Source organism: Gluconobacter sp. ESL1110 (genome assembly GCF_058107395.1).
On sequence record NZ_JBYLUK010000002.1, the window covers coordinates 1 to 17,392 of the forward strand.

18 protein-coding genes are annotated in these 17,392 nt (G+C 48.8%); all 18 read left to right on the top strand.

The features are described 5' to 3' along the window. Positions 1 to 1,269 precede the first annotated feature (1,269 nt). Positions 1,270 to 2,688 carry a plasmid recombination protein gene (locus AC3B6F_RS00830; protein ID WP_489823034.1) on the top strand — a complete coding sequence of 473 codons (1,419 nt, stop codon included), beginning with the start codon at positions 1,270 to 1,272 and terminating at the stop codon, positions 2,686 to 2,688. 239 nt (positions 2,689 to 2,927) lie between these two features. Next, complete coding sequence (locus tag AC3B6F_RS00835) at positions 2,928 to 3,527, top strand: hypothetical protein (RefSeq protein WP_489823035.1); 600 nt, start codon at positions 2,928 to 2,930, stop codon at positions 3,525 to 3,527. Then, positions 3,524 to 4,105 carry a recombinase family protein gene (locus tag AC3B6F_RS00840; RefSeq protein WP_489823036.1) on the top strand — a complete coding sequence of 194 codons (582 nt, stop codon included), beginning with the start codon at positions 3,524 to 3,526 and terminating at the stop codon, positions 4,103 to 4,105. Before AC3B6F_RS00835 ends, AC3B6F_RS00840 begins: the two co-directional genes overlap by 4 nt. Positions 4,106 to 4,210: 105 nt before the next feature. After that, entirely contained in the window at positions 4,211 to 4,441 is a 231-nt protein-coding gene (locus AC3B6F_RS00845) for a hypothetical protein (RefSeq protein WP_489823037.1), read from the top strand. A 239-nt stretch (positions 4,442 to 4,680) separates the two neighbouring features. Beyond that, positions 4,681 to 5,079 carry a hypothetical protein gene (locus AC3B6F_RS00850; protein WP_489823038.1) on the top strand — a complete coding sequence of 133 codons (399 nt, stop codon included), beginning with the start codon at positions 4,681 to 4,683 and terminating at the stop codon, positions 5,077 to 5,079. 1,911 nt (positions 5,080 to 6,990) lie between these two features. Continuing rightward, on the top strand, positions 6,991 to 8,409 hold the full coding sequence (locus tag AC3B6F_RS00855; RefSeq protein WP_489823034.1) for a plasmid recombination protein: 1,419 nt from the start codon (positions 6,991 to 6,993) through the stop codon (positions 8,407 to 8,409). Between the two features lie 239 nt (positions 8,410 to 8,648). Further along, positions 8,649 to 9,248, top strand: a complete 600-nt coding sequence (locus AC3B6F_RS00860) for a hypothetical protein (RefSeq protein WP_489823035.1) — start codon at positions 8,649 to 8,651, stop codon at positions 9,246 to 9,248. Then, a complete protein-coding gene (locus AC3B6F_RS00865) occupies positions 9,245 to 9,829 on the top strand; it encodes a recombinase family protein (protein ID WP_489823039.1) in 585 nt (194 codons plus the stop codon). The genes AC3B6F_RS00860 and AC3B6F_RS00865 overlap by 4 nt, the downstream gene beginning before the upstream one ends. 105 nt (positions 9,830 to 9,934) lie before the next feature. Further along, positions 9,935 to 10,165 carry a hypothetical protein gene (locus AC3B6F_RS00870; protein WP_489823037.1) on the top strand — a complete coding sequence of 77 codons (231 nt, stop codon included), beginning with the start codon at positions 9,935 to 9,937 and terminating at the stop codon, positions 10,163 to 10,165. A gap of 239 nt (positions 10,166 to 10,404) precedes the next feature. Then, a complete protein-coding gene (locus tag AC3B6F_RS00875; protein WP_489823038.1) occupies positions 10,405 to 10,803 on the top strand; it encodes a hypothetical protein in 399 nt (132 codons plus the stop codon). Between the two features lie 276 nt (positions 10,804 to 11,079). Then, a complete protein-coding gene (locus AC3B6F_RS00880) occupies positions 11,080 to 11,697 on the top strand; it encodes a hypothetical protein (protein ID WP_489823041.1) in 618 nt (205 codons plus the stop codon). A 1,323-nt stretch (positions 11,698 to 13,020) separates the two neighbouring features. Further along, positions 13,021 to 13,320 (top strand): plasmid recombination protein, encoded by a 300-nt coding sequence (locus tag AC3B6F_RS00885; RefSeq protein ID WP_489823042.1) that lies wholly within the window; start codon positions 13,021 to 13,023, stop codon positions 13,318 to 13,320. A 264-nt stretch (positions 13,321 to 13,584) separates the two neighbouring features. After that, on the top strand, positions 13,585 to 13,863 hold the full coding sequence (locus AC3B6F_RS00890) for a hypothetical protein (protein WP_489823043.1): 279 nt from the start codon (positions 13,585 to 13,587) through the stop codon (positions 13,861 to 13,863). A 509-nt stretch (positions 13,864 to 14,372) separates the two neighbouring features. Then, positions 14,373 to 14,543, top strand: coding sequence for a hypothetical protein (locus AC3B6F_RS00895; RefSeq protein ID WP_489823045.1), 171 nt, complete (start codon positions 14,373 to 14,375; stop codon positions 14,541 to 14,543). A 426-nt stretch (positions 14,544 to 14,969) separates the two neighbouring features. After that, on the top strand, positions 14,970 to 15,551 hold the full coding sequence (locus AC3B6F_RS00900; RefSeq protein WP_489823036.1) for a recombinase family protein: 582 nt from the start codon (positions 14,970 to 14,972) through the stop codon (positions 15,549 to 15,551). Between the two features lie 105 nt (positions 15,552 to 15,656). Further along, positions 15,657 to 15,887 (top strand): hypothetical protein, encoded by a 231-nt coding sequence (locus tag AC3B6F_RS00905; protein WP_489823037.1) that lies wholly within the window; start codon positions 15,657 to 15,659, stop codon positions 15,885 to 15,887. 239 nt (positions 15,888 to 16,126) lie between these two features. Next, positions 16,127 to 16,525 carry a hypothetical protein gene (locus AC3B6F_RS00910; RefSeq protein ID WP_489823038.1) on the top strand — a complete coding sequence of 133 codons (399 nt, stop codon included), beginning with the start codon at positions 16,127 to 16,129 and terminating at the stop codon, positions 16,523 to 16,525. A gap of 276 nt (positions 16,526 to 16,801) precedes the next feature. Beyond that, positions 16,802 to 17,392: hypothetical protein (locus AC3B6F_RS00915; protein ID WP_489823046.1), on the top strand; the 591-nt coding region annotated here is incomplete at its 3' end.

Consider the following 17,392-nt stretch of genomic DNA (forward strand, 5'->3'; position numbering starts at 1 on the left):
GGAAATCTGCGAGAAAGACGCCAAAGATTTCATGCCGACATGACGCGATGGTCGTCAGAAGCTGCCCGAGATTTTGGTGTGAAACTGCTCTATCGAGGCAGCGAATACACCTTCAATAGTGGCGGCGTACATTTTCACACCAACGTCGTTTATTGGCCGACAAGACGTTTATCGGACGCTGATTGGTCCCGTTTCCTCTCTTGGTCAAAGTCCAGGTTAGGCGGTGTTCATTGGCGCGATTGCGGGCGGCTGAAAGACGTTAGAGAAGTCGTCAAATACATTTGCAAATTGTCGTCAGACAGTTCTGGGAATGGGTCATACGGCGTTGATGAACTGTCATCAGAAAATCTTGCGTGGTTCCATAATCAAACGTACCGCACAAAAGCATCTCAGCCTCTGGGCGACTTTGCAGAGTTTTGCGCTTCTTTGAAAGAAAATCGGCAGAAAATAGCCAGTTTTAGGACATGGGACGGACAACGAAAACTCGTCTTGATGGATATGGAGCCACACCGTCCGCGCTCTAAAAACAAGACGCCAGGGCGGTCTGACGCGGAAAATGTGGTCCTATGCCGCACTCTGCCGAGGCCGGGGAGGTCGGGAGTGATTCAGCCTTGGACCATCGTTTCCGGATACACCACAGCGCCATCTACGGGCTGCGGACGCGATGGTCTCGCACTGATTGACAGCAACCGGAGCCAGGCAAGACTTTGGGCGGAAGGCAACGGCTATAAAGTTCACAATGGTACGCCAACCCCCCAACCCGCCTCACAAGCTGCAAAAGGAAGGGTGTCAACTTCGCCGCCGGTAGTCCGACCTGTCGCACCCATTAGGCCCAGAAGCTACAAAACAGTCGTTGTAAAGGGCGTGGAAAGGTTGATTTCAGCACCACCGCCACAGCCAGCCCGTAAAACGCCGCCCGCTATTCGACCAGTCGCACCTATCGCGCCTCGGAGCTACAGGTCAGTCATGGTCAAAGGTGTGGAGAGACTGATTTCAGCACCGCCGATGCAGAGACGCCAGGGCTTGATTCCACAAAGCCTGGTGAAGTCAGCGCCGCGCCGGTAGTCCCTTCAAGAAGGGGCTTACCGGCAGGCCCGCCAGCCCCCACCCGTAGGCCGAAGGCCAAGGGAAGGGGGCGTAGGCGGAAGGGGGAGCCCCCGGCAGGGCGGACAGCTTGCTTGCAAGCGTTAGTCCGTCACTAACGCTTGCTAGGACACAGCAAAAAGCAAAGTCAAAAGCTATAATGATTCCATCGAAGGAAAATGGGTCATGGCTTATCAGTTTGCACATTTAGAAACATACAGCCGCAAGCCAAATAAGCACGGCGTAGGCACTAAATTTATATTTGATGAAGCCTCACGCCGAGACCCGTCTTCTTGTCTTCACGTCCAAAATCCGTCCGACCCCGATTTGGTTTATGGCGTGTCGATTGATGAACTTGAACGTCAGCATGACGAGATGTGCAGCCACGCAAAAGAGACAAATGCGAAGGGGCAAACGAGAGGAATTCGTAAAGACCAGCATACCCTTTGCACCATAGTTTTAAGCCATCCCGGAGAAGGGCTTGAGGGTGTGGCATCGGTCGAAGAATGGCAGAAACGCGCCATTTCTTGGCTTAAGAAGACATATGGTGATGAACTAAAAACCGTTGTCAGACATGATGATGAGAGTTTCCCGCACCTGCATGCATACGTTCTTCCTGACGATGTGAAGGCCCGAAGTTTGCATCCTGGCGTCCAAGCGAAAAAGGCTGAAATGGCAGGGGAAACCGGAAAGGAAGCCAACAAGCGAGGTGACAAAGCATACCGGGAATCAATGCGTGCCTGGCAAGATGATTACTACGAAAATGTAGGCCGTCCGTGTGGAATGTCGAGAATTGGTCCGGGCAAAAGAAGGCTGACTAGAGCGCAGCACCAAGCAGAGAAGGCACAAGCGAAAAGGTCCAGGGAAGCTGAATTGCGAATTGAAGCCTCACGCCGACTTGAGCAAAAGACAAAAGAAGAGGCGCGGAAAGTCGCAGAAAAGTCCCATATTTTAGAAGAAGAAGTAGGCGACGGATGGTTTGCTAACCATACCAAAGCAAAGAAGCTAGCTGAACTAACCGCTGTTGATGTCCTCGAAGACGCCAGGCGTAGGGGCATGGTGCAAGGTGCTAAATTCACTGAACCACAGTTCAATTCTCTTCGTGAAAAAGCCAAGGAAAAGGTCTCCATCCTGGCAAAAAGGAACACTGAACTAGCTAATCAGAATATTGCCCTACTTGCTGAAAATCGGCAGATTTCTGCGGGTTTTGATGACTATCAAATCCACATGTCGCAAGCTGAATTAATCATGACAGAAGCGGTTCATGGGTTGCGTGATGTCGCTTATGAAAGCCGGTCTCCGAAAGCCTACGAGAGGCTATCTCGTGCATGTGAGAACGTACACGACACACACGAAGCTGACCCAAGTGTCTTCGGAACATTAATCAAAGACGTGAGGCAGATTTGCAGTGATGTGAAAGAGTTTGTGCCTAACGTATTTAAGAAATTCTTTGGATGGACACCCGAACAGCAAGCCGAAAAATTGGCTCGTGAAAGGGAAGTTGAACGCATTAGAGAAGAAGCTAAAAGAGCCGCAAAAAGCGCAGAAAACCGCCAAAAAGTGGAGAGGAAGAGCCCATCGGCTCCATCGTTCCCGAGCAGATAATCAGTGGCATCGGGCAAGGACAGGCAAGCAGGAGCGAGCGCGGAGCGGGAGCGGCGTAGCCCGCATCTGTGATGCGTCCTGCCTGTTCTATGGTCTATGTATAGCGCAAAATAAAGACCTCATTTTTTGGCTATATTCTGGGATATTGCAATCAAAGACAAATAAAGGTCTGTCGCGCAAAACAATCCTGAAAAATAATTGCTACCATATAAAAGCGATTACAAATCAGGAGAGTTTTTATGCTTTACATGTCTTATCAAAACAAAGTTCTTTGTATATGTGATGATGATGAAAATATAATTTTCAGTTCAGAAATTACAGAAAAAAATATTACAGAGATAGAAGAGATATTGTTGTCAGATGATGGCGATGTAATGATATCGGATAGACAAGCATGGTTAGACATTGATGAGCGTATTTCATGCTATATCGGTTGTGCATTTTCTCAAGAATACAACTTATTAATTCCGTTCAGAGATATTAGTCTTAATTATTACGATTATAGTGAAGTTGATTTTTTTTGTGCTGTTAAGCTTCCTGAAGAATACGGAAAGTATTATCTAGCAGAAGAAGAGCCATTTTATGAATGCTTAGATGATAAGTGCCGCCCTTCCGGAGTTCAATTTTATTATTACAAGTTTTACTACGATTCATTAGAAGATGTTTACACAGAACTATTTCCAGAATCCGTGGAAGTTTTACCGTTACCGCCGATTATGATGTTAAGAAGCAGTATTAAAATTTCAGAAATTACATCAAACAAAGAAGCACTAGAGAAGAAAAAAGCTGAGAACTTTGAGAAAATACTTTTAGAAGTTAAGGAATCAGGTCTGAAATGATTTACGGATACATGCGCGTCAGTACGACGAAGAAAGACGATGGCGGGGAATACGTCCAGTCTTTCACCATCCAGAAACAGGCCCTGGCCGGTGCGGGTGTCTTGGAAACCAACATTTTCGAGGACCGGATTTCGGGAGCAAAAGCCAAACGTCCAGGTTTGGACGCCCTGCTTTCAGTCGTGAAAAAAGGGGACACTATCCTTGTCTGGAAGTTGGATAGGCTAGGCAGAAACGCAAGGCATCTCCTAGAGATTGCAGAAGAGATGAAGGCTAGGGGAGTGACCATCCGCTCTCTTGTCGATGGCCTAGACACATCAGGCAAATTTGGCGGTTTTCTCCTGACGATGCTGGCGGCTGTCGCTGAACTGGAAAGAGAAAATATTAGTGAACGTGTTACGGCTGGCATGTCTGCTGCTCGCCGTGCGGGTGTTGGTCTTGGGCGGAAAAATAAGCTGTCACCGTCTGCCAGGACTGATGTTGTCGAGAGTTTGGGCCGGGGTGTTCCTGTGTCTGAACTTGCCAGGCGCTATAGGGTGACCGGGCAGACAATCAGGAATGTTTCCCGACGCGCTGCATGATTACGGCGACATGAATAAGAATTCTTTGAATAAGAAGACAGTCGATTATCTCGATTTTCTGATTTCAAAAAATCTCCTTCCTAAAACTCGAATGGGAATCTTCCAATGGCTAAAAAAATGACAAACGAGGAAACGTGGGCAGCCTTCAGCGGTGGTCTCGGTCGAGGTGCAAAAAGGTTCGCTGATGCAGCAGCAGAAGACCTGCGGAGCGATGCCGTCGAGTTAGGTAAAGCTGTCGCTTCTGTTGCGCTTGGGTGTGCTGTTTTGCCAATACTTTTATACCTGTTTTTTTGCGTTGTTCTCATCACCCCAGGTATGTCTCCGGCAACCGGCTAAGAAGTCCACACATGACGCACCCTAGATGCTTTAAACCCTAGAAAACGACAGTTTACCGCTATTTTCTGGGGTTTTTAATGTGTCCTGTGTAGGTAGATGGAGTGCCCAATACCTGACCGTTATATGGCTGTTGGGGTGGCATATAAATGCCCGTAGGAGTGGACAATGTAAGGACATTGAATGTCCGTTGGTGTTACGGTTTCCTAATCGTGTATGACCAAAAATGGAGACCGTAAGACGTGTCAGAAAATCCGAAAGACGAACTGTCTGCGTGGTCAGTCCGTGGCGTAAATATTGACGCCAGAAATGCGGCTGTGTCCCATGCAAAGCGCTCTAAAGTGTCCGTAGGAGTGTGGGTTGAGCAAGCTATACGTGACAAAATCAAGGCTGATAGAAACGCCGGAAAAGACCTTACGAAGCGCGGGCCGGTGTCCATAGCAGAGGCCGGAAATGTCATTGAGATGCTCCAGAAATTGTCTGGTGCCGGTGTCGAAATCCCGTCAGGATTGCAACGGTCTGCTGTGTCCATGTTGACCAAAGTGACGCGAGAAGTCAGCAAGGGTCAGACGGTTCCGGGTGCTCGTGTGACGCCATCAGAAGCTAGTCAGACAGACACGGAAAGCGGTCAGCCGGAATAGGTGTTATCCATCCAGCCCCACGGCAAGCCGTAGGTCTGGATGGATAAGGGCAATGCAAAACAAGCCCCGTTGGGGGCTCGTTTCACATTGCAGAAAATTTTGTGCTATATATTCCCAGGTTACTCGGCGTCTCTAGCTATACTGGCAGGTCTAGCATCGAGAGGCTTTTTGGAGATTGCGAAATGCAAAAGCACATCGCCTTTCACCCAAGTGCTATTATATGCATTCGGGGTGTGAAAATCAATCATTGGCCTGCCATCCTGATGGATGGCGGCGATGTTCAACACGTATGACTTCCGCTCTGTAGCGTCATCCGTAACGGGAACTAGGTGTGACAACGTTTCTGCGCTGAATGACAAGCGCGACCGTCTGTCACGCGAAACCCGTCTCTTGTCAGCTCGTCTTGAATCCCAGGGTATCCACACGTTCGACAAGACAGCCCCGCTTTTCGCTATTGGCGAAGTGACGGGCGAAATCGAACGGACTGATGGGCGCAATCGCCATATCCAAATCCTGCCAGAAGTTGCCGTCCGCGACCGGTCGCGGACTATCAAGGAACTCTCATATTTCATTGAGAACCACCCCCGTCAGCGGTTCTTTCGTTATGCGGTTATCACCTCCGGAAATCGTGTCGAATATGGCGGAAATCTGCGAGAAAGACGCCAAAGATTTCATGCCGACATGACGCGATGGTCGTCAGAAGCTGCCCGAGATTTTGGTGTGAAACTGCTCTATCGAGGCAGCGAATACACCTTCAATAGTGGCGGCGTACATTTTCACACCAACGTCGTTTATTGGCCGACAAGACGTTTATCGGACGCTGATTGGTCCCGTTTCCTCTCTTGGTCAAAGTCCAGGTTAGGCGGTGTTCATTGGCGCGATTGCGGGCGGCTGAAAGACGTTAGAGAAGTCGTCAAATACATTTGCAAATTGTCGTCAGACAGTTCTGGGAATGGGTCATACGGCGTTGATGAACTGTCATCAGAAAATCTTGCGTGGTTCCATAATCAAACGTACCGCACAAAAGCATCTCAGCCTCTGGGCGACTTTGCAGAGTTTTGCGCTTCTTTGAAAGAAAATCGGCAGAAAATAGCCAGTTTTAGGACATGGGACGGACAACGAAAACTCGTCTTGATGGATATGGAGCCACACCGTCCGCGCTCTAAAAACAAGACGCCAGGGCGGTCTGACGCGGAAAATGTGGTCCTATGCCGCACTCTGCCGAGGCCGGGGAGGTCGGGAGTGATTCAGCCTTGGACCATCGTTTCCGGATACACCACAGCGCCATCTACGGGCTGCGGACGCGATGGTCTCGCACTGATTGACAGCAACCGGAGCCAGGCAAGACTTTGGGCGGAAGGCAACGGCTATAAAGTTCACAATGGTACGCCAACCCCCCAACCCGCCTCACAAGCTGCAAAAGGAAGGGTGTCAACTTCGCCGCCGGTAGTCCGACCTGTCGCACCCATTAGGCCCAGAAGCTACAAAACAGTCGTTGTAAAGGGCGTGGAAAGGTTGATTTCAGCACCACCGCCACAGCCAGCCCGTAAAACGCCGCCCGCTATTCGACCAGTCGCACCTATCGCGCCTCGGAGCTACAGGTCAGTCATGGTCAAAGGTGTGGAGAGACTGATTTCAGCACCGCCGATGCAGAGACGCCAGGGCTTGATTCCACAAAGCCTGGTGAAGTCAGCGCCGCGCCGGTAGTCCCTTCAAGAAGGGGCTTACCGGCAGGCCCGCCAGCCCCCACCCGTAGGCCGAAGGCCAAGGGAAGGGGGCGTAGGCGGAAGGGGGAGCCCCCGGCAGGGCGGACAGCTTGCTTGCAAGCGTTAGTCCGTCACTAACGCTTGCTAGGACACAGCAAAAAGCAAAGTCAAAAGCTATAATGATTCCATCGAAGGAAAATGGGTCATGGCTTATCAGTTTGCACATTTAGAAACATACAGCCGCAAGCCAAATAAGCACGGCGTAGGCACTAAATTTATATTTGATGAAGCCTCACGCCGAGACCCGTCTTCTTGTCTTCACGTCCAAAATCCGTCCGACCCCGATTTGGTTTATGGCGTGTCGATTGATGAACTTGAACGTCAGCATGACGAGATGTGCAGCCACGCAAAAGAGACAAATGCGAAGGGGCAAACGAGAGGAATTCGTAAAGACCAGCATACCCTTTGCACCATAGTTTTAAGCCATCCCGGAGAAGGGCTTGAGGGTGTGGCATCGGTCGAAGAATGGCAGAAACGCGCCATTTCTTGGCTTAAGAAGACATATGGTGATGAACTAAAAACCGTTGTCAGACATGATGATGAGAGTTTCCCGCACCTGCATGCATACGTTCTTCCTGACGATGTGAAGGCCCGAAGTTTGCATCCTGGCGTCCAAGCGAAAAAGGCTGAAATGGCAGGGGAAACCGGAAAGGAAGCCAACAAGCGAGGTGACAAAGCATACCGGGAATCAATGCGTGCCTGGCAAGATGATTACTACGAAAATGTAGGCCGTCCGTGTGGAATGTCGAGAATTGGTCCGGGCAAAAGAAGGCTGACTAGAGCGCAGCACCAAGCAGAGAAGGCACAAGCGAAAAGGTCCAGGGAAGCTGAATTGCGAATTGAAGCCTCACGCCGACTTGAGCAAAAGACAAAAGAAGAGGCGCGGAAAGTCGCAGAAAAGTCCCATATTTTAGAAGAAGAAGTAGGCGACGGATGGTTTGCTAACCATACCAAAGCAAAGAAGCTAGCTGAACTAACCGCTGTTGATGTCCTCGAAGACGCCAGGCGTAGGGGCATGGTGCAAGGTGCTAAATTCACTGAACCACAGTTCAATTCTCTTCGTGAAAAAGCCAAGGAAAAGGTCTCCATCCTGGCAAAAAGGAACACTGAACTAGCTAATCAGAATATTGCCCTACTTGCTGAAAATCGGCAGATTTCTGCGGGTTTTGATGACTATCAAATCCACATGTCGCAAGCTGAATTAATCATGACAGAAGCGGTTCATGGGTTGCGTGATGTCGCTTATGAAAGCCGGTCTCCGAAAGCCTACGAGAGGCTATCTCGTGCATGTGAGAACGTACACGACACACACGAAGCTGACCCAAGTGTCTTCGGAACATTAATCAAAGACGTGAGGCAGATTTGCAGTGATGTGAAAGAGTTTGTGCCTAACGTATTTAAGAAATTCTTTGGATGGACACCCGAACAGCAAGCCGAAAAATTGGCTCGTGAAAGGGAAGTTGAACGCATTAGAGAAGAAGCTAAAAGAGCCGCAAAAAGCGCAGAAAACCGCCAAAAAGTGGAGAGGAAGAGCCCATCGGCTCCATCGTTCCCGAGCAGATAATCAGTGGCATCGGGCAAGGACAGGCAAGCAGGAGCGAGCGCGGAGCGGGAGCGGCGTAGCCCGCATCTGTGATGCGTCCTGCCTGTTCTATGGTCTATGTATAGCGCAAAATAAAGACCTCATTTTTTGGCTATATTCTGGGATATTGCAATCAAAGACAAATAAAGGTCTGTCGCGCAAAACAATCCTGAAAAATAATTGCTACCATATAAAAGCGATTACAAATCAGGAGAGTTTTTATGCTTTACATGTCTTATCAAAACAAAGTTCTTTGTATATGTGATGATGATGAAAATATAATTTTCAGTTCAGAAATTACAGAAAAAAATATTACAGAGATAGAAGAGATATTGTTGTCAGATGATGGCGATGTAATGATATCGGATAGACAAGCATGGTTAGACATTGATGAGCGTATTTCATGCTATATCGGTTGTGCATTTTCTCAAGAATACAACTTATTAATTCCGTTCAGAGATATTAGTCTTAATTATTACGATTATAGTGAAGTTGATTTTTTTTGTGCTGTTAAGCTTCCTGAAGAATACGGAAAGTATTATCTAGCAGAAGAAGAGCCATTTTATGAATGCTTAGATGATAAGTGCCGCCCTTCCGGAGTTCAATTTTATTATTACAAGTTTTACTACGATTCATTAGAAGATGTTTACACAGAACTATTTCCAGAATCCGTGGAAGTTTTACCGTTACCGCCGATTATGATGTTAAGAAGCAGTATTAAAATTTCAGAAATTACATCAAACAAAGAAGCACTAGAGAAGAAAAAAGCTGAGAACTTTGAGAAAATACTTTTAGAAGTTAAGGAATCAGGTCTGAAATGATTTACGGATACATGCGCGTCAGTACGACGAAGAAAGACGATGGCGGGGAATACGTCCAGTCTTTCACCATCCAGAAACAGGCCCTGGCCGGTGCGGGTGTCTTGGAAACCAACATTTTCGAGGACCGGATTTCGGGAGCAAAAGCCAAACGTCCAGGTTTGGACGCCCTGCTTTCAGTCGTGAAAAAAGGGGACACTATCCTTGTCTGGAAGTTGGATAGGCTAGGCAGAAACGCAAGGCATCTCCTAGAGATTGCAGAAGAAGAGATGAAGGCTAGGGGAGTGACCATCCGCTCTCTTGTCGATGGCCTAGACACATCAGGCAAATTTGGCGGTTTTCTCCTGACGATGCTGGCGGCTGTCGCTGAACTGGAAAGAGAAAATATTAGTGAACGTGTTACGGCTGGCATGTCTGCTGCTCGCCGTGCGGGTGTTGGTCTTGGGCGGAAAAATAAGCTGTCACCGTCTGCCAGGACTGATGTTGTCGAGAGTTTGGGCCGGGGTGTTCCTGTGTCTGAACTTGCCAGGCGCTATAGGGTGACCGGGCAGACAATCAGGAATGTTTCCCGACGCGCTGCATGATTACGGCGACATGAATAAGAATTCTTTGAATAAGAAGACAGTCGATTATCTCGATTTTCTGATTTCAAAAAATCTCCTTCCTAAAACTCGAATGGGAATCTTCCAATGGCTAAAAAAATGACAAACGAGGAAACGTGGGCAGCCTTCAGCGGTGGTCTCGGTCGAGGTGCAAAAAGGTTCGCTGATGCAGCAGCAGAAGACCTGCGGAGCGATGCCGTCGAGTTAGGTAAAGCTGTCGCTTCTGTTGCGCTTGGGTGTGCTGTTTTGCCAATACTTTTATACCTGTTTTTTTGCGTTGTTCTCATCACCCCAGGTATGTCTCCGGCAACCGGCTAAGAAGTCCACACATGACGCACCCTAGATGCTTTAAACCCTAGAAAACGACAGTTTACCGCTATTTTCTGGGGTTTTTAATGTGTCCTGTGTAGGTAGATGGAGTGCCCAATACCTGACCGTTATATGGCTGTTGGGGTGGCATATAAATGCCCGTAGGAGTGGACAATGTAAGGACATTGAATGTCCGTTGGTGTTACGGTTTCCTAATCGTGTATGACCAAAAATGGAGACCGTAAGACGTGTCAGAAAATCCGAAAGACGAACTGTCTGCGTGGTCAGTCCGTGGCGTAAATATTGACGCCAGAAATGCGGCTGTGTCCCATGCAAAGCGCTCTAAAGTGTCCGTAGGAGTGTGGGTTGAGCAAGCTATACGTGACAAAATCAAGGCTGATAGAAACGCCGGAAAAGACCTTACGAAGCGCGGGCCGGTGTCCATAGCAGAGGCCGGAAATGTCATTGAGATGCTCCAGAAATTGTCTGGTGCCGGTGTCGAAATCCCGTCAGGATTGCAACGGTCTGCTGTGTCCATGTTGACCAAAGTGACGCGAGAAGTCAGCAAGGGTCAGACGGTTCCGGGTGCTCGTGTGACGCCATCAGAAGCTAGTCAGACAGACACGGAAAGCGGTCAGCCGGAATAGGTGTTATCCATCCAGCCCCACGGCAAGCCGTAGGTCTGGATGGATAAGGGCAATGCAAAACAAGCCCCGTTGGGGGCTCGTTTCACATTGCAGAAAATTTTGTGCTATATATTCCCAGGTTACTCGGCGTCTCTAGCTATACTGGCAGGTCTAGCATCGAGAGGCTTTTTGGAGATTGCGAAATGCAAAAGCACATCGCCTTTCACCCAAGTGCTATTATATGCATTCGGGGTGTGAAAATCAATCATTGGCCTGCCATCCTGATGGATGGCGGCGATGTTCAACACGTATGACTTCCGCTCTGTAGCGTCATCCGTAACGGGAACTAGGTGTGACAACGTTTCTGCGCTGAATGACAAGCGCGACCGTCTGTCACGCGAAACCCGTCTCTTGTCAGCTCGTCTTAAATCCCAGGGTATCCACACGTTCGACAAGACAGCCCCGCTTTTCGCTATTGGCGAAGTGACGGGCGAAATCGAACGGACTGATGGGCGCAATCGCCATATCCAAATCCTGCCAGAAGTTGCCGTCCGCGACCGGTCGCGGACTATCAAGGAACTCTCATATTTCATTGAGAACCACCCCCGTCAGCGGTTCTTTCGTTATGCGGTTATCACCTCCGGAAATCGTGTCGAATATGGCGGAAATCTGCGAGAAAGACGCCAAAGATTTCATGCCGACATGACGCGATGGTCGTCAGAAGCTGCCCGAGATTTTGGTGTGAAACTGCTCTATCGAGGCAGCGAATACACCTTCAATAGTGGCGGCGTACATTTTCACACCAACGTCGTTTATTGGCCGACAAGACGTTTATCGGACGCTGATTGGTCCCGTTTCCTCTCTTGGTCAAAGTCCAGGTTAGGCGGTGTTCATTGGCGCGATTGCGGCAGCTGAAAGACATTAAAGAAGAAGTCGTCAAATACATTGCAAATTGTGCCGTGTTCAGACAGTTCTGGGAATGGGTCATACGGCGTTGATGAACTGTCATCAGAAAATCTTGCGTGGTTCATAATCAAACGTACCGCACAAAAGCATCTCAGCCTCTGGGCGACTTTGCAGAGTTTTGCGCTTCTTTGAAAGAAATCGGCAGAAAATAGCCAGTTTTAGGACATGGGACATGGGACGGACAACGAAAACTCGTCTTGATGGATATGGAGCCACACCGTCCGCGCTCTAAAAACAAGACGCCAGGGCGGTCTGACGCGGAAAATGTGGTCCTATGCCGCACTCTGCCAAGGCCGGGGAGTCGCAGTGATTCAGCCTTGGACCATCGTTTCCGGATACACCACAGCGCCATCTACGGGCTGCGGACGCGATGGTCTCGCACTGATTGACAGCAACCGGAGCCAGGCAAGACTTTGGGCGGAAGGCAACGGCTATAAAGTTCACAATGGTACGCCAACCCCCCAACCCGCCTCACAAGCTGCAAAAGGAAGGGTGTCAACTTCGCCGCCGGTAGTCCGACCTGTCGCACCCATTAGGCCCAGAAGCTACAAAACAGTCGTTGTAAAGGGCGTGGAAAGGTTGATTTCAGCACCACCGCCACAGCCAGCCCGTAAAACGCCGCCCGCTATTCGACCAGTCGCACCTATCGCGCCTCGGGCTACAGGTCAGTCATGGTCAAAGGTGTGGAGAGACTGATTTCAGCACCGCCGATGCAGGGGGCGCCAGGGCTTGATTCCACAAAGCCTGGTGAAGTCAGCGCCGCGCCGGTAGTCCCTTCAAGAAGGGGCTTACCGGCAGGCCCGCCAGCCCCCACCCGTAGGCCGAAGGCCAAGGGAAGGGGGCGTAGGCAAAGGGAGCCACAGCAAGCGGACTTTTGCTTGCAAGCGTTAGTCCCGTCACTAACGCTTGCTAGGACACAGCAAAAAGCAAAGTCAAAAGCTATAATGATTCCATCGAAGGAAAATGGGTCATGGCTTATCAGTTTGCACATTTAGAAACATACAGCCGCAAGCCAAATAAGCACGGCGTAGGCACTAAATTTATATTTGATGAAGCCTCACGCCGAGACCCGTCTTCTTGTCTTCACGTCCAAATCCGTCCGACCCCGATTTGGTTTATGGCGTGTCGATTGATGAACTTGAACGTCAGCGTGAGCGAGATGTGCAGCCACGCAAAAGAGACAAATGCGAAGGGGCAAACGAGAGGAATTCGTAAAGACCAGCATACCCTTTGCACCATAGTTTTAAGCCATCCGGAGAAGGGCTTGAGGGTGTGGCATCGGTCGAAGAATGGCAGAAACGCGCCATTTCTTGGCTTAAGAAGACATATGGTGATGAACTAAAAACCGTTGTCAGACATGATGATGAGAGTTTCCCGCACCTGCATGCATACGTTCTTCCTGACGATGTGAAGGCCCGAAGTTTGCATCCTGGCGTCCAAGCGAAAAAGGCTGAAATGGCAGGGGAAACCGGAAAGGAAGCCAACAAGCGAGGTGACAAAGCATACCGGGAATCAATTCGTGCCTGGCAAGATGATTACTACGAAAATGTAGGCCGTCCGTGTGGAATGTGAGAATTCGTAGGGCAAAAGAAGGCTGACTAGAGCGCAGCACCAAGCAGAGAAGGCACAAGCGAAAAGGTCCAGGGAAGCTGAATTGCGAATTGAAGCCTCACGCCGACTTGAGCAAAAGACAAAGAAGAGGCGCGGAAAGTCGCAGAAAAGTCCCATATTTTAGAAGAAGAAGTAGGCGACGGATGGTTTGCTAACCATACCAAAGCAAAGAAGCTAGCTGAACTAACCGCTGTTGATGTCCTCGAAGACGCCAGGCGTAGGGGCATGGTGCAAGGTGCTAAATTCACTGAACCACAGTTCAATTCTCTTCGTGAAAAAGCCAAGGAAAAGGTCTCCATCCTGGCAAAAAGGAACACTGAACTAGCTAATCAGAATATTGCCCTACTTGCTGAAAATCGGCAGATTTCTGCGGGTTTTGATGACTATCAAATCCACATGTCGCAAGCTGAATTAATCATGACAGAAGCGGTTCATGGGTTGCGTGATGTCGCTTATGAAAGCCGGTCTCCGAAAGCCTTACGAGAGGCTATCTCGTGCATGTGAGAACGTACACGACACACACGAGAACTGACCCAAGTGTCTTCGGAACATTAATCAAAGACGTGAGGCAGATTTGCAGTGATGTGAAAGAGTTTGTGCCTAACGTATTTAAGAAATTCTTTGGATGGACACCCGAACAGCAAGCCGAAAAATTGGCTCGTGAAAGGGAAGTTGAACGCATTAGAGAAGAAGCTAAAAGAGCCGCAAAAAGCGCAGAAAACCGCCAAAAAGTGGAGAGGAAGAGCCCCATCGGCTCCATCGTTCCCGAGCAGATAATGAGTGGCATCGGGCAAGGACAGGCAAGCAGGAGCGAGCGCGGAGCGGGAGCGGCGTAGCCGCATCTGTGATGCGTCCTGCCTGTTCTATGGTCTATGTATAGCGCAAAATAAAGACCTCATTTTTTGGCTATATTAGGAATATGCAATCAAAGACAAATAAAGGTCTGTCGCGCAAAACAATCCTGAAAAATAATTGCTACCATATAAAAGCGATTACAAATCAGGAGAGTTTTTATGCTTTACATGTCTTATCAAAACAAAGTTCTTTGTATATGTGATGATGATGAAAATATAATTTTCAGTTCAGAAATTACAGAAAAAAATATTACAGAGATAGAAGAGATATTGTTGTCAGATGATGGCGATGTAATGATATCGGATAGACAAAGCATGGTTAGACATTGATGAGCGTATTTCATGCTATATCGGTTGTGCATTTTCTCAAGAATACAACTTATTAATTCCGTTCAGAGATATTAGTCTTAATTATTACGATTATAGTGAAGTTGATTTTTTTTGTGCTGTTAAGCTTCCTGAAGAATACGGAAAGTATTATCTAGCAGAAGAAGAGCCATTTTATGAATGCTTAGATGATAAGTGCCGCCCTTCCGGAGTTCAATTTTATTATTACAAGTTTTACTACGATTCATTAGAAGATGTTTACACAGAACTATTTCCAGAATCCGTGGAAGTTTTACCGTTACCGCCGATTATGATGTTAAGAAGCAGTATTAAAATTTCAGAAATTACATCAAACAAAGAAGCACTAGAGAAGAAAAAAGCTGAGAACTTTGAGAAAATACTTTTAGAAGTTAAGGAATCAGGTCTGAAATGATTTACGGATACATGCGCGTCAGTACGACGAAGAAAGACGATGGCGGGGAATACGTCCAGTCTTTCACCATCCAGAAACAGGCCCTGGCCGGTGCGGGTGTCTTGGAAACCAACATTTTCGAGGACCGGATTTCGGGAGCAAAAGCCAAACGTCCAGGTTTGGACGCCCTGCTTTCAGTCGTGAAAAAAGGGGACACTATCCTTGTCTGGAAGTTGGATAGGCTAGGCAGAAACGCAAGGCATCTCCTAGAGATTGCAGAAGAGATGAAGGCTAGGGGAGTGACCATCCGCTCTCTTGTCGATGGCCTAGACACATCAGGCAAATTTGGCGGTTTTCTCCTGACGATGCTGGCGGCTGTCGCTGAACTGGAAAGAGAAAATATTAGTGAACGTGTTACGGCTGGCATGTCTGCTGCTCGCCGTGCGGGTGTTGGTCTTGGGCGGAAAAATAAGCTGTCACCGTCTGCCAGGACTGATGTTGTCGAGAGTTTGGGCCGGGGTGTTCCTGTGTCTGAACTTGCCAGGCGCTATAGGGTGACCGGGCAGACAATCAGGAATGTTTCCCGACGCGCTGCATGATTACGGCGACATGAATAAGAATTCTTTGAATAAGAAGACAGTCGATTATCTCGATTTTCTGATTTCAAAAAATCTCCTTCCTAAAACTCGAATGGGAATCTTCCAATGGCTAAAAAAATGACAAACGAGGAAACGTGGGCAGCCTTCAGCGGTGGTCTCGGTCGAGGTGCAAAAAGGTTCGCTGATGCAGCAGCAGAAGACCTGCGGAGCGATGCCGTCGAGTTAGGTAAAGCTGTCGCTTCTGTTGCGCTTGGGTGTGCTGTTTTGCCAATACTTTTATACCTGTTTTTTTGCGTTGTTCTCATCACCCCAGGTATGTCTCCGGCAACCGGCTAAGAAGTCCACACATGACGCACCCTAGATGCTTTAAACCCTAGAAAACGACAGTTTACCGCTATTTTCTGGGGTTTTTAATGTGTCCTGTGTAGGTAGATGGAGTGCCCAATACCTGACCGTTATATGGCTGTTGGGGTGGCATATAAATGCCCGTAGGAGTGGACAATGTAAGGACATTGAATGTCCGTTGGTGTTACGGTTTCCTAATCGTGTATGACCAAAAATGGAGACCGTAAGACGTGTCAGAAAATCCGAAAGACGAACTGTCTGCGTGGTCAGTCCGTGGCGTAAATATTGACGCCAGAAATGCGGCTGTGTCCCATGCAAAGCGCTCTAAAGTGTCCGTAGGAGTGTGGGTTGAGCAAGCTATACGTGACAAAATCAAGGCTGATAGAAACGCCGGAAAAGACCTTACGAAGCGCGGGCCGGTGTCCATAGCAGAGGCCGGAAATGTCATTGAGATGCTCCAGAAATTGTCTGGTGCCGGTGTCGAAATCCCGTCAGGATTGCAACGGTCTGCTGTGTCCATGTTGACCAAAGTGACGCGAGAAGTCAGCAAGGGTCAGACGGTTCCGGGTGCTCGTGTGACGCCATCAGAAGCTAGTCAGACAGACACGGAAAGCGGTCAGCCGGAATAGGTGTTATCCATCCAGCCCCACGGCAAGCCGTAGGTCTGGATGGATAAGGGCAATGCAAAACAAGCCCCGTTGGGGGCTCGTTTCACATTGCAGAAAATTTTGTGCTATATATTCCCAGGTTACTCGGCGTCTCTAGCTATACTGGCAGGTCTAGCATCGAGAGGCTTTTTGGAGATTGCGAAATGCAAAAGCACATCGCCTTTCACCCAAGTGCTATTATATGCATTCGGGGTGTGAAAATCAATCATTGGCCTGCCATCCTGATGGATGGCGGCGATGTTCAACACGTATGACTTCCGCTCTGTAGCGTCATCCGTAACGGGAACTAGGTGTGACAACGTTTCTGCGCTGAATGACAAGCGCGACCGTCTGTCACGCGAAACCCGTCTCTTGTCAGCTCGTCTTGAATCCCAGGGTATCCACACGTTCGACAAGACAGCCCCGCTTTTCGCTATTGGCGAAGTGACGGGCGAAATCGAACGGACTGATGGGCGCAATCGCCATATCCAAATCCTGCCAGAAGTTGCCGTCCGCGACCGGTCGCGGACTATCAAGGAACTCTCATATTTCATTGAGAACCACCCCCGTCAGCGGTTCTTTCGTTATGCGGTTATCACCTCCGGAAATCGTGTCGAATATGGCGGAAATCTGCGAGAAAGACGCCAAAGATTTCATGCCGACATGACGCGATGGTCGTCAGAAGCTGCCCGAGATTTTGGTGTGAAACTGCTCTATCGAGGCAGCGAATACACCTTCAATAGTGGCGGCGTACATTTTCACACCAACGTCGTTTATTGGCCGACAAGACGTTTATCGGACGCTGATTGGTCCCGTTTCCTCTCTTGGTCAAAGTCCAGGTTAGGCGGT

Coding starts and splice junctions, on each gene's coding strand:
- AC3B6F_RS00830 (WP_489823034.1), top strand. CDS start 1,270: ATGGCTTATCAGTTTGCACATTTAGAAACATACAGCCGCAAGCCAAAT.
- AC3B6F_RS00835 (WP_489823035.1), top strand. CDS start 2,928: ATGCTTTACATGTCTTATCAAAACAAAGTTCTTTGTATATGTGATGAT.
- AC3B6F_RS00840 (WP_489823036.1), top strand. CDS start 3,524: ATGATTTACGGATACATGCGCGTCAGTACGACGAAGAAAGACGATGGC.
- AC3B6F_RS00845 (WP_489823037.1), top strand. CDS start 4,211: ATGGCTAAAAAAATGACAAACGAGGAAACGTGGGCAGCCTTCAGCGGT.
- AC3B6F_RS00855 (WP_489823034.1), top strand. CDS start 6,991: ATGGCTTATCAGTTTGCACATTTAGAAACATACAGCCGCAAGCCAAAT.
- AC3B6F_RS00860 (WP_489823035.1), top strand. CDS start 8,649: ATGCTTTACATGTCTTATCAAAACAAAGTTCTTTGTATATGTGATGAT.
- AC3B6F_RS00865 (WP_489823039.1), top strand. CDS start 9,245: ATGATTTACGGATACATGCGCGTCAGTACGACGAAGAAAGACGATGGC.
- AC3B6F_RS00870 (WP_489823037.1), top strand. CDS start 9,935: ATGGCTAAAAAAATGACAAACGAGGAAACGTGGGCAGCCTTCAGCGGT.
- AC3B6F_RS00880 (WP_489823041.1), top strand. CDS start 11,080: ATGTTCAACACGTATGACTTCCGCTCTGTAGCGTCATCCGTAACGGGA.
- AC3B6F_RS00890 (WP_489823043.1), top strand. CDS start 13,585: ATGGTGCAAGGTGCTAAATTCACTGAACCACAGTTCAATTCTCTTCGT.
- AC3B6F_RS00895 (WP_489823045.1), top strand. CDS start 14,373: ATGCTTTACATGTCTTATCAAAACAAAGTTCTTTGTATATGTGATGAT.
- AC3B6F_RS00900 (WP_489823036.1), top strand. CDS start 14,970: ATGATTTACGGATACATGCGCGTCAGTACGACGAAGAAAGACGATGGC.
- AC3B6F_RS00905 (WP_489823037.1), top strand. CDS start 15,657: ATGGCTAAAAAAATGACAAACGAGGAAACGTGGGCAGCCTTCAGCGGT.